We start from the raw sequence: 14,553 nt of genomic DNA, 5'->3' as shown, positions 1-14,553 counted from the left end.
TGGTGCGAGCAGGAAGCGATGACGCGGACGTCATCGTCGTCGGCGCGGGACCCGCTGGGTCTGCTGCCGCCTACTACTGCGCCTCGGCGGGCCTGAACGTCCTCCTGCTCGACAAGGCCGCGTTCCCCCGGGACAAGGTCTGCGGTGACGGGCTGACGCCGCGCGCCGTCAAGGAGCTCGTCGCGATGGGTCTGCCCATCCGCGAGGAGGACGGCTGGATCCGCAACGCCGGCCTCCGGGTGATCGGCGGAGGGCACCGCCTCGAGCTGCCGTGGCCCGAGCTGTCGAGCTACCCCTCGTTCGGGCTGGCGAAGACCCGGATGACCTTCGACCACCTGCTCGCCGAGCACGCGCGCGCTGCCGGCGCCAAGCTGATCGAGCGCACCAACGTGACGGGTCCGCTGGTCGACGACCGCACCGGCCGCGTGGTCGGCGTCACCGCCCGTCCCGTCGACGACGACGGCCGACGCACCGGTGACGAGGTGACGTACCGTGCCCCGGTGGTCATCGCGGCCGACGGTGTCTCCTCACGGCTTGCGACGGCCCTCGGCATCGAGAAGCGCCACGACCGCCCGATGGGGGTCGCGGTCCGGACGTACTTCACGACGCCCCGGCACCAGGACCCGTGGATGGAGAGCCACCTCGAGCTCTGGGACGGTCCGCCCGGACGGTCGAACCTCATGCCCGGCTACGGCTGGATCTTCGCCCTCGGCGACGGGACCGCCAACGTCGGCCTCGGTTCGGTGAGCTCGACGGCAGCAGCCACGAAGATCGACTACAAGTCGTTGTTCGCGACCTGGATGGCCAACGCGCCGGCCGAGTGGGAGTTCACCCCCGAGAACCAGCTCGGTCCCGTCCGTGGGGCCGCGCTCCCGATGGGGTTCAACCGGCTGCCGCTCTACGCGCGCGGACTCATGCTCGTCGGCGACGCGGGCGGCATGGTGAGCCCGTTCAACGGCGAGGGGATCGCCTACGGGATCATGGCCGGACGGCTCGCGGCGCAGGCGGTCGCCCAGGCGGCGGCGCGCGGGACCGCGGCGGCCCGCGAACGTGCCCTCGCGACCTACCCTCAGGCCATGCGTGACGAGCTCGCCGGGTACTACTCGCTGGGCCGGACGTTCGTCAAGCTGATCGAGCACCCTCAGGTCATGCGCGTCTGCACGCGGTACGGTCTGCCGCGGCCTCTCATCATGCGGTTCACGCTGAAGCTGTTGTCGGACTGCTACGAACCGCGCGGTGGGGATATGGTCGACCGGGTCATCTCGGGGCTCACGAAGCTGGCCCCGGCATGATCCGACGCGCCGGGCCCGCACCACGCGACGTCCTCGACCCCTGCACCACCGCACGATGCACTCCAGCCGCCCTCGGGAGAGCCCACCGATGAACCCTTACGTCCCCCTGCTGGTCCTGATGGGTGTCGCCGCCGTCCTTGCTCTCGGCGGCGTCGGCGCGAGCGCGATCATCGGGCCCCGTCGCTACAACCGCGCCAAGCTCGAGGCCTACGAGTGCGGCATCCAGCCCACCCCGCACGCGGTGGGCGGTGGGCGGTTCCCGATCAAGTACTACCTCGTCGCGATGACGTTCATCGTGTTCGACATCGAGGTCGTGTTCCTGTACCCGTGGGCCGTGAGCTTCGCGGACCTCGCCGTGTTCGGCCTGGTCGCGATGATCGGCTTCCTCGTGCTCATCACCGTGCCGTTCGTGTACGAGTGGCGCCGAGGCGGTTTCGAGTGGGACTGACCCCGGTGAGCACCCCTGACCACCAGAACCTGCCGGACCTGCGGGACGCCCGACAGCCGATGAGAGCGGAGCGCTGACATGGGTATCGAAGAGGCCCCCTCGGGGTTCCTGCTGACGAGTGTCGAATCCCTCGCGGGGTACTTCCGCAAGGGATCGCTGTGGCCCGTGACCTTCGGTCTGGCCTGCTGCGCCATCGAGATGATGGCTGCGGGCACGTCGCGGTTCGACCTCTCACGGTTCGGGATGGAGGTCTTCCGCGCCTCACCGCGCCAGGCCGACCTCATGATCGTCGCCGGTCGGGTCAGCCAGAAGATGGCCCCCGTCGTGCGGCAGGTCTACGACCAGATGCCCGAGCCCAAGTGGGTCCTGTCGATGGGCGTCTGCGCGTCGTCCGGCGGGATGTTCAACAACTACGCGATCGTCCAGGGCGTCGACCACATCGTGCCGGTGGACATCTACCTGCCGGGCTGTCCGCCGCGCCCGGAGATGCTGATCAACGCCATCCTCGAGCTCCACGCCCAGATCCAGGCCTCGCCGCTCGGCGTGAACCGGAAGGACGCCGCCGCAGCCGCCGAGGCCGCCGCGCTCGAGGCCACCCCGACGTCGCACATGAAGGGCCTCCTGCGGTGACCGAGGACAACACGCCCACCCCCGAGCAGACCCCCGAGACGGCGAGCACGGAGACCGACCAGTCCCAGCAGCTCCAGGCTCCGGTGCGCGGCAGCCGGGAGACCCTCGACGTCGTCGACACCCGGACCGGGATGTTCGGTGCGCGCGGCTCGGGCGACACCTCCGGCTACGGCGGGCTCGTGCGCGAGATCGCGGTGGCCGCACCGAGCGAGAGGCCGTACGGCGGCTGGTTCGACGAGGTCGTCGACATCCTCGCCGAGCTCCTCGACGAGCCACCGGCCGACGGCGGCCCGGCCACCGGGTTCGGCGCCGCGATCGAGAAGATCGTGGTGGACCGCGGCGAGCTGACGGTCTACGTGGTCCGCGACCACCTCGTCGAGGTCTGCCGGCACCTTCGCGACGACCAGGACCTCCGCTTCGAGATGAGCCTGGGGGTCTCGGGCGTGCACTACCCGCACGAGGTCGGTCGCGAGCTGCACGCCGTGTACCACCTGACGTCGATCACGCACGGCCGTCGGCTCCGCCTCGAGGTCGCCGTGCCCGACGCCGACCCGCACGTCCCCTCGACGGTCGCGGTGTACCCCACGAACGACTGGCACGAGCGCGAGACGTGGGACTTCTTCGGGATCGTCTTCGACGGTCACCCGGCGCTCGCGCGGATCGAGATGCCCGACGACTGGCCGGGGCACCCGCAGCGCAAGGACTACCCGCTCGGCGGGATCCCGGTCGAGTACAAGGGTGCGACGGTTCCGCCGGCGGACCAGAGGAGGTCGTACAACTGATGGCTGCCACCCCCCACGCCACCCCTGGCCTCTCGCACGGCTCGACGCAGGACGTCCCCTCGTTCGAGGCCACCGGCGGCGACTGGTCCGAGATCGCCGAGGAGGCCGCTCGCCTCGGCGAGGAGCGCATCGTCGTCAACATGGGCCCGCAGCACCCGTCCACGCATGGTGTGCTCCGCCTCATGCTCGAGATCGACGGCGAGACGGTCACCGAGGCCCGGTGCGGCATCGGCTACCTGCACACCGGCATCGAGAAGAACATGGAGTTCCGCACCTGGACCCAGGGCGTGACCTTCTGCACGCGCATGGACTACCTCGCGCCGATCTTCCAGGAGACCGCGTACTGCCTGGCGGTCGAGAAGCTGCTCGGCATCACGGACGACATCCCCGAGCGGGCATCGGTCATCCGGGTCCTCATGATGGAGCTCAACCGGATCTCGTCGCACCTCGTGTGCCTCGGGACCGGCGGGAACGAGCTCGGCGCGACGACGATCATGATCCTGGCCTTCACGGCCCGCGAGGAGATCCTCAAGGTCTTCGAGATGATCACCGGCCTGCGCATGAACCACGCGTACATCCGGCCGGGTGGCGTCGCGCAGGACATCCCGCCGGGCGCGCTGGACACGATCCGCGAGACGCTCGTCACGGTGCGGCACTACCTGCGCCAGCTCGAGGACCTCATGCTGGCGAACCCGATCTTCAAGGGCCGCATGGTCGGCGTCGGGCACCTCAACCTCGCGGCGTGCACGGCGCTCGGGATCACCGGCCCGGTGCTGCGCTCGGCCGGCCTGCCGTACGACGTCCGCAAGACCGACCCGTACTGCGGCTACGAGACCTACGACTTCGACGTCCCGACCTCGACGGAGGCCGACGCGTACAGCCGGGTCGTGCTCCGCATCGAGGAGTGCTACCAGTCGATGCGGATCGTCGAGCAGGCCGCCGACCGGCTGCAGGCGATGGGCCAGCGGGGGAGCAGCCCGGTGATGGTCGCGGACAAGAAGATCGCGTGGCCCGCGCAGCTCGCGATCGGCACCGACGGGATGGGCAACTCCCTCGACCACATCCGCGAGATCATGGGCACCTCGATGGAGGCCCTGATCCACCACTTCAAGCTCGTCACCGAGGGCTTCCGGGTGCCGGCCGGCCAGGCCTGGCAGACGGTCGAGCACCCGCGCGGCGAGCAGGGTGTGCACGTCGTCTCCGACGGCGGGACCAAGCCGTACCGGGTGCACTTCCGCGACCCGTCGTTCAACAACCTGCAGGCCATGTCCCTGATGTGCGAGGGCGGTCAGCTGGCCGACGTCGTCGTCGCCGTGGCTTCGCTCGACCCTGTGCTGGGAGGGGTGGACCGCTGATGTCGACCGAGAACGCGATCGGCTACGACGAGGCGACGGTCGAGCGCCTGCGCGCCGACGCCGCCGTGATCATCGCGCGGTACCCGGAGCCCCGCTCGGCACTCCTGCCGTTGCTGCACCTCGTGCAGAGCGAGGACGCGTACGTCAGCCCGGCGGGCATCCAGTTCTGCGCCGACGTGCTCGACCTCAGCAAGGCGGAGGTGTCCGCGGTCGCGACCTTCTACTCGCAGTACAAGCGGCACCCCAACGGCGAGTACACGGTCGGTGTGTGCACCAACACGCTGTGCGCGGTCATGGGCGGGGACGCGATCTTCGAGGAGCTCAGCGACCACCTGGGCATCGACCACGACGAGACCACCGAGGACGGCGCGATCACCCTCGAGCGCGTCGAGTGCAACGCGGCGTGCGACTACGCGCCGGTGATGATGGTCAACTGGGAGTTCTTCGACAACCAGACCCCGGCGAGCGCGGTCGAGACCGTCGACCGGCTCCGCGCCGGCGAGAAGGTGGCCCCCACGCGCGGCGCCTCGAGTGTCTGCTCGTTCAAGGCGATGTCACGGGTGCTCGCCGGCTTCTCGGACGGACGGGCCGACGAGGGCGTCGGTGCCGGTGCTGCGACGCTCGCCGGCCTCGAGGTCGCGCGCGAGAACGCCTGGGTCGCTCCGGGTGAGACCGCGCCGACGGCGAAGAAGCCCTCGACCAGGACGACGAAGGCGAAGGAGTCCTGATGGCGACGACACTCACCCCCGTCCTCAGCGCGCACTGGGACGCCGACCGGTCCTGGACCCTGGCCGCGTACGAGGCGAATGGCGGGTACGCGGGACTGCGCGCCGCGGTCACGCGCGACCCGGCCGAGATCGTCAGCATGGTCAAGGACTCGGGCCTGCGCGGACGTGGTGGTGCCGGGTTCCCGACCGGCCTGAAGTGGAGCTTCCTGCCCGCGCCCGACGGCGGACCGCGCTACCTGGTGGTCAACGCCGACGAGTCCGAGCCCGGGACCTGCAAGGACGTCCCGCTCATGCTCGCGAGCCCGCAGCACCTGATCGAGGGCGTGGCGATCACCTCGTACGCGATCGGCTGCCACCACGCGTTCATCTACGTGCGCGGCGAGGTGCTGCACGTCTACCGACGGCTGCTCGCGGCCGTCGAGGAGGCGTACGCCGCCGGCTACCTCGGCACGAACATCCTCGGCACGGGGTACGACCTCGAGGTCACGGTGCATGCCGGCGCCGGTGCCTACATCTGCGGCGAGGAGACGGCACTGCTCGACTCCCTCGAGGGGCTGCGCGGCCAGCCGCGACTCAAGCCGCCGTTCCCAGCCGTCGCCGGCCTGTACGCGCGGCCCACGGTCGTGAACAACGTCGAGTCCATCGCGTCCGTCCCGGCGATCGTCACGCGCGGTGTCGAGTGGTTCCGGTCCATGGGGACCGAGAAGTCGTCCGGTCACGGCCTGTTCTCGCTGTCGGGTCACGTCGCCCGCCCCGGTCAGTACGAGGCCCCGCTGGGGATCACGCTGCGCGAGCTGCTGGAGATGGCCGGCGGCATCCGTGCGGGCCACGAGCTGAAGTTCTGGACGCCGGGAGGCTCGTCGACGCCGATCTTCACCGCCGAGCACCTCGACGTCCCGCTCGACTACGAGTCCGTCGGCGCGGCAGGGTCGATGCTCGGGACCCGCGCGCTGCAGATCTTCGACGAGACGACCTCGGTGGTGCGCTGCGTCGCGCGCTGGACCGACTTCTACGCGCACGAGTCCTGCGGCAAGTGCACGCCGTGCCGTGAGGGCACCTACTGGATGAAGCAGGTGCTCACCCGACTCGAGCACGGCAAGGGCACCCCGGACGACATCGACCTGCTGCTGGACACGTGCGACAACATCCTCGGCAAGGCGTTCTGCGCCCTGGGCGACGGTGCCACGTCACCGGTGACCTCGGCGATCAAGTACTTCCGGGAGGAGTTCGAGGCGGGGCTCCACACCCCGGCCTCTGTGCTCTTCCCGCCGGAGCGCACGTCGTTGTTCGACTACACCCCACGCCACGAGGCGGACCGCATGGCAGGGACGGTGCACGCATGACCATCACGACGCCGAAGCAGCAGCCGGGCGCCGCGCCCGGGGCAGGCGGCTCGGACGTGACGCCACCGGCCGACCTGGTGACGTTCTACCTGGACGAGCTCGAGGTCTCGGTGCCCAAGGGCACCCTCGTGATCCGTGCCGCCGAGCAGGTCGGCATCCAGATCCCGCGGTTCTGCGACCACCCGCTGCTCGAGCCGGCCGGTGCGTGCCGGCAGTGCCTCGTCGAGGTCGCGATGCCGGGCCCCGACGGGTCGCTCCGCCCGATGCCGAAGCCCCAGGCGTCGTGCACGATGACCGTCGCGCCGGGCATGGTCGTCAAGACGCAGCGCAGCTCGGCCGTCGCCGACAAGGCTCAGCACGGCGTGATGGAGCTGCTGCTCATCAACCACCCGCTCGACTGCCCGGTGTGCGACAAGGGCGGCGAGTGCCCGCTGCAGAACCAGGCGATGAGCAACGGCCGCGCGACCAGCCGGTTCGTCGACGTCAAGCGGACGTTCCCGAAGCCGATCTCGATCTCGACGCAGATCCTGCTCGACCGGGAGCGGTGCGTCCTGTGCCAGCGGTGCACCCGGTTCTCGAAGCAGATCGCCGGTGACCCGTTCATCGACCTGCAGAAGCGCGGCGCCCAGCAGCAGATCGGCACATTCGCGCCCGAGGTCCTCGGCTACGCCGGGGCCGACCGACCGGCAGGCGCGGCGACCGAGGACGAGTCGGGGCGGCCCTTCGCGTCCTACTTCTCGGGCAACACCGTGCAGATCTGCCCGGTCGGTGCCCTGACGAGCGCGGCGTACCGGTTCCGCTCGCGGCCCTTCGACCTGGTGTCCACGCCCGGTGTCGGCGAGCACGACGCGAGCGGCTCGGCGATCCGGATCGACCACCGTCGTGGCGTGGTGCTGCGCCGCCTCTCCGGTGACGACCCGGTCGTCAACGAGGAGTGGATCACCGACAAGGACCGCTTCGCGTTCGCCTGGCAGTCCGCACCGGACCGTCTCACGGGCCCGCTCGTGCGTGACGTCGCACCGGACGGCACCCGGGGCGAGCTGCGGCCGGCGAGCTGGGTCGAGGCGCTGGAGGTCGCGGCCGACGGCCTTCGTGCCGCGTCCGTCGCCGGTGGTGGTGCCGGGGTCGGTGTCCTGCCCGGTGGGCGCCTGACGATCGAGGATGCCTACGCGTACGGGAAGTTCGCCCGCGTGGTGCTCGGCACGAACGACGTCGACCTGCGCGCGCGCCCGCACTCGGCCGAAGAGGACGCGTTCCTCGGGCACGCCGTCGCCGGGAACGTCCTGGGAGTCACGTTCCACGACCTCGAGCACGCGCCGGCGGTCCTGCTGGTCGGGCTCGAGGCCGAGGAGGAGGCCGGCGTCACGTTCCTGCGCCTGCGCAAGGGTGTGCTCGCCAAGCGGACCCGGGTGCTGTCGATCGCTCCCTTCGCCTCGCGCGGGCTCGAGCGGATGAACGGCACGCTGCTCGCCGCCGCCCCCGGGACCGAGGCCGAGGTGCTCGACGCGATCGTCGACGGCGCCCCGGACGACACCCTGGTGTCCGCCGCGGGTGCTCTCGCCGCGCCGGGAGCGGTCGTGCTCGTGGGCGAGCGTCTGGCGACCGTCCCCGGTGGTCTGTCGGCCGCGCTGCGGCTCGTCGAGCGCACCGGTGCACGGCTGGCATGGGTCCCGCGGCGTGCGGGCGAGCGTGGTGGCGTGGAGATGGGCGCCCTCCCCGGGCTGCTCCCGGGCGGGCGTCCGGTCGCCGAGCCGGCTGCTCGCGTCGACATCGCCGCGGTCTGGGACGTCCCGACGATCCCGGCCGAACCGGGACGTGACACGTCGGCGATCCTCGCCGCCGCACGCGACGGGTCGCTCGGGGCGCTCGTCGTCGGTGGTGTCGACCCGGCCGACCTGGCGGATCCTGTCGGTGCGCTCGCCGCGCTCGACAGCGTCGGGTTCGTCGTGTCGCTCGAGGTGCGAGCCTCGGCCGTGACCGAGCTCGCCGACGTCGTGCTCCCGGTCGCCCCGCCCGTCGAGAAGGCGGGCACGTTCATGAACTGGGAGGGGCGGCGGCGGCCGTTCCCGGCAGCCCTCGCCTCGGCCGCGATGCCGGACCACCGGGTGCTGGACCAGCTCGCGGACGTCATGGGGACCTCGCTCGGGCTCCGCACGCTGACCCAGGTGCACGCCGAGCTCGACCAGCTCGGTGCGTGGGACGGCGCGCGCACCCCGGCCCCGCAGGTCGCCGGCGGGTCGCCGGCCCCGGTGGAGCCCGGTCATGCGGTCCTCGCCACCTGGCACCTGATGCTCGACGCGGGACGGCTCCAGGACGGCGAGCCGTACCTCGCCGGGACGGCACGGCGTGCGGTCGCCCGGACGTCGGCGGCCACGGCTGCGGCGATCGGGGTCGCCGACGGTGCCGCGGTCGAGGTCAGCACCGAGGCCGGCGCGGTCGTCGTGCCCCTCGTCGTGACGGACATGCCGGACCACGTGGTGTGGCTGCCGACGCGATCACCCGGGTGCGCGGTACGGTCCGACCTCGGGGTCGACGCCGGGGCGATCGTCCGGCTCGCGCCGGCCGCAGCCGGAGTCACCGTGCCGGAGGAGGTCGCGGACGCCGAGAAGGCCACGGCGACCGAGGGCCAGGCAGGCTCCGGATCGACGACGTCGGACGACGAGAACGAGGAGGGGCGGGCATGAGCGTGGTGGCTCTCGCCGCACAGCACCTGACCGGGCTGAACCTGGTCGCTGCCGCGGACCCGTCGGGCGCCCAGGCGGGCGTCGCCGCCGACTTCAGTCACGACAACTTCTGGATCTGGCTGCTCAAGGCGGTCGTGATCGTCATCTTCATGCTCACGAGCGTGCTGATCGCGATCTGGTTCGAGCGCCGCGTGGTCGGTCGCATGCAGCTGCGCCCGGGCCCCAACGTGCACGGACCCTTCGGTCTGCTGCAGTCCCTCGCCGACGCGATGAAGCTCCTGCTCAAGGAGGACATCACCGTCAAGGCGGCCGACAAGGTCGTCTACATCGTCGCGCCGATGATCGCGGTGTTCTGCTCGTTGCTCACGTTCGCCGTGATCCCGTTCGGACCGTCGGTGCACATCTTCGGGATCCTCACCCCGCTGCAGCTCACCGACTTCCCGGTGGCCGTGCTCTACATCCTCGCGGCCGCCTCGGTCGGGGTGTACGGCATCGTCCTCGGTGGCTGGTCCTCGAACTCGACCTACCCGCTCCTCGGCTCGGTCCGCTCGACCGCACAGGTCATCAGCTACGAGCTGTCGATGAGCCTGTCGCTGGTCAGCGTGTTCGTGATGGCCGGCTCGATGTCGACCTCGGAGATCGTCAGCTCGCAGCGCTCGCTGTGGTGGGCGTTCCCGCTGCTCCCGGCCTTCGTGATCTACGTGATCTCGATGGTCGGCGAGACGAACCGGCTCCCGTTCGACCTCCCGGAGGCGGAGGGTGAGCTCGTCGGCGGCTACGCGACGGAGTACTCGTCGATGAAGTTCGCGTGGTTCTTCCTCGCGGAGTACATCAACATGATCAACGTCTCGGCGGTCGCCACGACGTTGTTCCTGGGTGGCTGGCGCGCACCGTGGCCGATCTCGGCGATCAACCACGGCATGTTCAACACGGGCTGGTGGCCCGTGCTCTGGTTCCTCGTCAAGCTCTGGGCGTTGATCTTCTTCTTCGTCTGGCTGCGCGGGACGCTGCTGCGGCTCCGGTACGACCAGTTCATGAAGTTCGGCTGGAAGCTCCTGATCCCGGTCTCGCTCGGCTGGGTCGTGTGCGTCGCGGCCGTGCAGGGCGTGCGCCAGTTCAGCAGCCTCAACCTGCAGACGATCCTCGTCGGTCTCGGCGTGGTGGTGCTCGTCGCGGTCGCGGTGTCCTACCTGATACCGGAGAAGAAGGAACCACCGGCGAGCGGCCGGCCGTCCGAACCCGTCGAGTTCGACGCCTTCGCGGACGGCTACCCGGTGCCGCCGCTCCCCGGCCAGGTCCTGCCGCCGTCCCCGCGCAGGGCGCGTGCCGCTGCGGCGGTCGCACCGGCGATCGATCCCGGAACAGACGCCCAGGAGGTGCAGCGTGGCTGAGCAGCGCAAGGGCAAGCCGCAGGCGCCGCGGAAGCCGCGGCCCGCGACGCCGTCGGCAGGTGCCCGCAAGGCTCCCGCGACGCGTCCGGCGGCGGGGGAGGTCACCTTCGACGCCGCCGACGCCGAGTACCAGTCCCTGATCCCGCCGCGCCGAGGGCTGGCCGAGGTGCTGGCGCCGGTCGCCGGGTTCGGCGTGACGTTCTCGTCGATGTTCAAGCCGATCGTGACCGAGCAGTACCCGTTCGAGAAGGTCCCGACGAAGCCGCGCTACCACGGGCGGCACCAGCTCAACCGGTACCCGGACGGTCTCGAGAAGTGCATCGGCTGCGAGCTGTGCGCGTGGGCCTGCCCGGCCGACGCGATCTACGTCGAGGGTGCGAGCAACACGCCGGACGCCCAGTTCTCGCCGGGCGAGCGCTACGGCCGCGTCTACCAGATCAACTACCTGCGCTGCATCTTCTGCGGGCTGTGCATCGAGGCCTGCCCGACGCGTGCGCTCACGATGACCAACGACTACGAGCTCGCCGGTCCGACGCGCGCCGGGATGATCTACGAGAAGTCCGACCTGCTCGCCCCGATGGGGGAGGGCATGCTCGCCTCGCCGCACCCGATGGTGCCGGGCACGACCGACACCGAGTACTACCGGGGTGACGTGCTCGGTCCGGTCGCGGACCAGATCGCGTGGGTCCGGGAGAACCGACCCGACGACCCGACGCTGGCGGGGGCGGACCGCGCAGCCGCGTCGCGCACGGCAGGAGGAACCGCCCGATGAGTGCCGCACTGCTCTCCGCCGCCGCCCAGACGGTGACGACGTCGGGCGCCGAGGCCGTCCTGTTCTGGTGCCTCGCACCCGTGATGGTGATCGCGGCGCTCGGGCTGATCTTCGCCCGCAAGGCGGTCCACGCGGCGATGAGCGTGATCGTCGTGATGATCTCGCTCGCGTTCCTGTACGTCGCCCAGGACGCCCCGTTCCTCGGGGTCGTCCAGGTGGTCGTCTACACCGGTGCGGTCATGATGCTGTTCGTCTTCGTGCTCATGCTGATCGGCGTCGACGCGTCCGACTCCCTGGTCGAGACGATCAAGGCCCAGCGGTGGATCGGCTGGCTCGCGGGCATCGGCCTGGGCATCGTGCTCGTCGGTGTCGTGACCCGGGCGACCCTCCCGTCGATGACCGGCCTCACGTCGGCGAACGCCGACAGCAACCCGGTCGCCGTCGCCAAGATGATCTTCGGGCACTACGTGTTCACGTTCGAGGTCGTCGGCGCGCTGCTCGTCACGGCCGCCCTCGGCGCCCTCGTGCTCACGCACCGTCAGCGGCTCACCCCGCGCATCGGCCAGAAGGAGCGTGCCGACGCCCGGGTCGCGGCGGGCGGCTCGCTCACGCCGTTGCCCGCACCGGGTGTGTACGCCCGGCACAACGCCCTCGACGTCCCCGCGCTGGACCACCTCGGGCAGCCGCTCGAGGAGTCGGTCTCGCGCGTCCTGCGCATCCGCGGGCAGGAGCTCGGGATCGAGCAGTTCCAGGCACCTGCGCTCCCGTCCGCGACCCCGACACCCACCCTCGAACCCGGGACGGAGGATCAGGCATGAGCCTGACCAACTACCTGGTCCTCGCGAGCATCCTGTTCACGATCGGCGCGACGACGGTGCTGCTGCGCCGCAACGCCATCATCGTGTTCATGGGCATCGAGCTGATGCTCAACGCGACCAACCTCGTGCTCGTCACGTTCTCCCGGATGCACGGGAACCTGACCGGGCAGGTGATGGCCTTCTTCGTGATGGTCGTCGCCGCGGCCGAGGTCGTGATCGGTCTCGCGATCATCGTCTCGATCTTCCGTACCCGCCGCTCGGCCTCGGTCGATGACGTCAACCTGCTGAAGAGCTGAGAGGACGACGGTGCACCCCCTCTTCTCCCTGGCGGTCCAGACCGCCCCTGCCACCGGCGCGTTCCAGTCGGGCGCCTGGCTGCTCGTCGCCGTGCCGCTCGCCAGCGCGGCGATCCTGCTGCTCGCGGGTCGGCGTGCGGACCGCTGGGGCCACTGGCTCGGCGTGGCGGCGTCGTCCTTCTCGTTCCTGCTGGGCCTCGGCATCATGCTCTCGCTGACGTCCCTGCCGGCCGCGGAGCGGGTCCGTGACCTGCACCTGTTCAGCTGGCTCTCGGCCGGGAACCTGACGGTCGACGCCGGCTTCCGGCTGGACCCGCTCTCGCTCACCTTCGTGCTGCTGGTGACCTTCGTCGGGTCGCTCATCCACGTGTACTCGGTCGCGTACATGGAGCACGACCGCGACCGGCGCCGGTTCTTCGCCTACCTGAACCTGTTCGTCGCCGCGATGCTGCTGCTCGTGCTCGCCGACAGCTATCTGCTGCTGTTCTTCGGCTGGGAGGGCGTCGGCCTGGCGTCGTACCTGCTGATCGGGTTCTGGAACCACCAGACGCCGAACGCCGTCGCGGCGAAGAAGGCATTCATCGCGAACCGCATCGGCGACCTGGGCATGATCATCGCGATCATGCTGATGTTCGCGACCTACGGCGGTGTCGACTTCGCGACCGTGCACGGCCACGTCGCCGGGACCGCGCCGGGCACCCTGACGGCCATCGGGCTGATGCTGCTCCTGGCCGCGACCGGCAAGTCCGCGCAGTTCCCGCTGCAGTCGTGGCTCGGTGACGCGATGGCCGGCCCGACGCCCGTGTCGGCTCTCATCCACGCGGCCACGATGGTGACCGCCGGCGTGTACCTCGTCGTCCGGTCGGCACCGCTGTTCGACGCCGCGCCGACGGCCCGCCTCGTGGTGGTGATCGTGGGCGCGATCACGCTCGTCTTCGGGGCCGTGGTCGGGTCGGCGAAGGACGACCTCAAGAAGGCCCTCGCGGCCTCGACGATGTCGCAGATCGGCTACATGATCCTCGCCGCGGGTCTCGGGCCCATCGGGTACGCGTTCGCGATCTTCCATCTCGTGACGCACGGCTTCTTCAAGGCGGGGATGTTCCTCGGCGCCGGTTCCGTCATGCACGGGATGGGCGACCAGGTGGACATGCGCGGCTTCGGTGCGCTCTCCAAGTACATGAAGGTCACCTGGATCACGTTCGGCCTCGGCTGGCTCGCGATCCTCGGCGTCCCGCCGTTCGCCGGGTTCTGGAGCAAGGACAAGATCATCGAGTCGGCGTTCGTGCCGGTCGCCGGATCGCCGTGGCAGGCCTGGGTCTTCGGGAGCGTGGCCCTGCTCGGTGCCGGGATCACGTCCTTCTACATGTCCCGTCTCTTCTTCATGACCTTCCACGGGACCCGCCGCTGGGACGACGGCTCCGGCACGCCGCCCGCCCTGGCCGCCGGGACGACGGCCGAGCTCAGCCACCAGCACCCGCACGAGTCGCCTCGGCTGATGACGGTGCCGATGATCATCCTGTCGATCGGGTCGGTCGCGATCGGGTGGCTGCTCAGCCTCGGCAGCGGGATCGTCGGCTGGCTCGAGCCGGTGACCGGTCACGTCGCCCACGAGGCGGACCCGGTGCTGCCGGTCCCGGTCCTCATGACCATCACCCTGACGCTCGTCGCCCTGGGCATCCTGCTCGCCTGGCGCCAGTACGCCGCGGTGCTCGTCCCCGTCGTCCCGCCGCGCGGCTCCGTGCTGACGCGCGCGGCACGGAAGGACCTCTACCAGGACGACGTCAACGACGCGCTCCTGGTCGCGCCCGGGACGTACCTCACCCGCTCGCTCGTGTTCGGGGACCACCAGGTCGTCGACGGCGGGGCCACCGGCCTCGCCCGCCTCACGGTCGGTGCAGGTTCCCTGCTCCGCCGAGTCCAGAACGGGTACGTACGCTCGTACGCCGCCACCATGCTCATCGGTCTCATCGTCCTCGTCGGCGCTGTCCTGGCCGCACGGATCTGAGGGAGAACC

General features: G+C 70.5%; 13 protein-coding genes. All 13 read left to right on the top strand.

Features of this window, described 5'->3' with window-relative positions:
- The first annotated feature begins 2 nt into the window (after positions 1 to 2).
- The 13 genes from LJB74_RS07640 (at position 3) to nuoL (ending at position 14,544) form a co-directional block, all read left to right on the top strand.
- Positions 3 to 1,292, top strand: coding sequence for a geranylgeranyl reductase family protein (locus tag LJB74_RS07640; RefSeq protein ID WP_396125219.1), 1,290 nt, complete (start codon positions 3 to 5; stop codon positions 1,290 to 1,292).
- 88 nt (positions 1,293 to 1,380) lie between these two features.
- Entirely contained in the window at positions 1,381 to 1,740 is a 360-nt protein-coding gene (locus tag LJB74_RS07635) for an NADH-quinone oxidoreductase subunit A (protein ID WP_259307968.1), read from the top strand.
- Positions 1,741 to 1,818: 78 nt separating this feature from the next.
- Positions 1,819 to 2,370, top strand: coding sequence for an NADH-quinone oxidoreductase subunit B family protein (locus tag LJB74_RS07630; RefSeq protein WP_259307967.1), 552 nt, complete (start codon positions 1,819 to 1,821; stop codon positions 2,368 to 2,370).
- Positions 2,367 to 3,152 (top strand): NADH-quinone oxidoreductase subunit C, encoded by a 786-nt coding sequence (locus LJB74_RS07625; protein WP_259307966.1) that lies wholly within the window; start codon positions 2,367 to 2,369, stop codon positions 3,150 to 3,152. Before LJB74_RS07630 ends, LJB74_RS07625 begins: the two co-directional genes overlap by 4 nt.
- Positions 3,152 to 4,507, top strand: a complete 1,356-nt coding sequence (locus tag LJB74_RS07620) for an NADH-quinone oxidoreductase subunit D (protein WP_259307965.1) — start codon at positions 3,152 to 3,154, stop codon at positions 4,505 to 4,507. Before LJB74_RS07625 ends, LJB74_RS07620 begins: the two co-directional genes overlap by 1 nt.
- Positions 4,507 to 5,235 carry an NADH-quinone oxidoreductase subunit NuoE gene (gene nuoE, locus LJB74_RS07615; RefSeq protein ID WP_259307964.1) on the top strand — a complete coding sequence of 243 codons (729 nt, stop codon included), beginning with the start codon at positions 4,507 to 4,509 and terminating at the stop codon, positions 5,233 to 5,235. The genes LJB74_RS07620 and nuoE overlap by 1 nt, the downstream gene beginning before the upstream one ends.
- On the top strand, positions 5,235 to 6,578 hold the full coding sequence (nuoF, locus tag LJB74_RS07610) for an NADH-quinone oxidoreductase subunit NuoF (RefSeq protein ID WP_259307963.1): 1,344 nt from the start codon (positions 5,235 to 5,237) through the stop codon (positions 6,576 to 6,578). The genes nuoE and nuoF overlap by 1 nt, the downstream gene beginning before the upstream one ends.
- Positions 6,575 to 9,262, top strand: coding sequence for an NADH-quinone oxidoreductase subunit G (locus LJB74_RS07605; protein WP_259307962.1), 2,688 nt, complete (start codon positions 6,575 to 6,577; stop codon positions 9,260 to 9,262). Before nuoF ends, LJB74_RS07605 begins: the two co-directional genes overlap by 4 nt.
- Positions 9,259 to 10,653 carry an NADH-quinone oxidoreductase subunit NuoH gene (nuoH, locus tag LJB74_RS07600; RefSeq protein WP_259307961.1) on the top strand — a complete coding sequence of 465 codons (1,395 nt, stop codon included), beginning with the start codon at positions 9,259 to 9,261 and terminating at the stop codon, positions 10,651 to 10,653. The genes LJB74_RS07605 and nuoH overlap by 4 nt, the downstream gene beginning before the upstream one ends.
- Positions 10,646 to 11,425, top strand: coding sequence for an NADH-quinone oxidoreductase subunit NuoI (nuoI, locus tag LJB74_RS07595; protein ID WP_396125137.1), 780 nt, complete (start codon positions 10,646 to 10,648; stop codon positions 11,423 to 11,425). Before nuoH ends, nuoI begins: the two co-directional genes overlap by 8 nt.
- Positions 11,422 to 12,243: an NADH-quinone oxidoreductase subunit J gene (locus tag LJB74_RS07590; protein WP_259307960.1), complete on the top strand. Its 822-nt coding sequence runs from the start codon at positions 11,422 to 11,424 to the stop codon at positions 12,241 to 12,243. The genes nuoI and LJB74_RS07590 overlap by 4 nt, the downstream gene beginning before the upstream one ends.
- Positions 12,240 to 12,539 (top strand): NADH-quinone oxidoreductase subunit NuoK, encoded by a 300-nt coding sequence (gene nuoK, locus LJB74_RS07585; protein ID WP_259307959.1) that lies wholly within the window; start codon positions 12,240 to 12,242, stop codon positions 12,537 to 12,539. Before LJB74_RS07590 ends, nuoK begins: the two co-directional genes overlap by 4 nt.
- Positions 12,540 to 12,549: 10 nt before the next feature.
- On the top strand, positions 12,550 to 14,544 hold the full coding sequence (gene nuoL / locus LJB74_RS07580) for an NADH-quinone oxidoreductase subunit L (RefSeq protein WP_259307958.1): 1,995 nt from the start codon (positions 12,550 to 12,552) through the stop codon (positions 14,542 to 14,544).
- The last annotated feature ends 9 nt before the right edge of the window (positions 14,545 to 14,553 follow it).

Origin of the sequence: Cellulomonas sp. P24, from assembly GCF_024704385.1 — a bacterium.
In the GTDB taxonomy this organism is placed as follows: domain Bacteria; phylum Actinomycetota; class Actinomycetes; order Actinomycetales; family Cellulomonadaceae; genus JAJDFX01.
The sequence above is the reverse complement of the archived record's forward strand: the minus strand, read 5'-3'. Positions and strand labels throughout refer to the sequence as shown.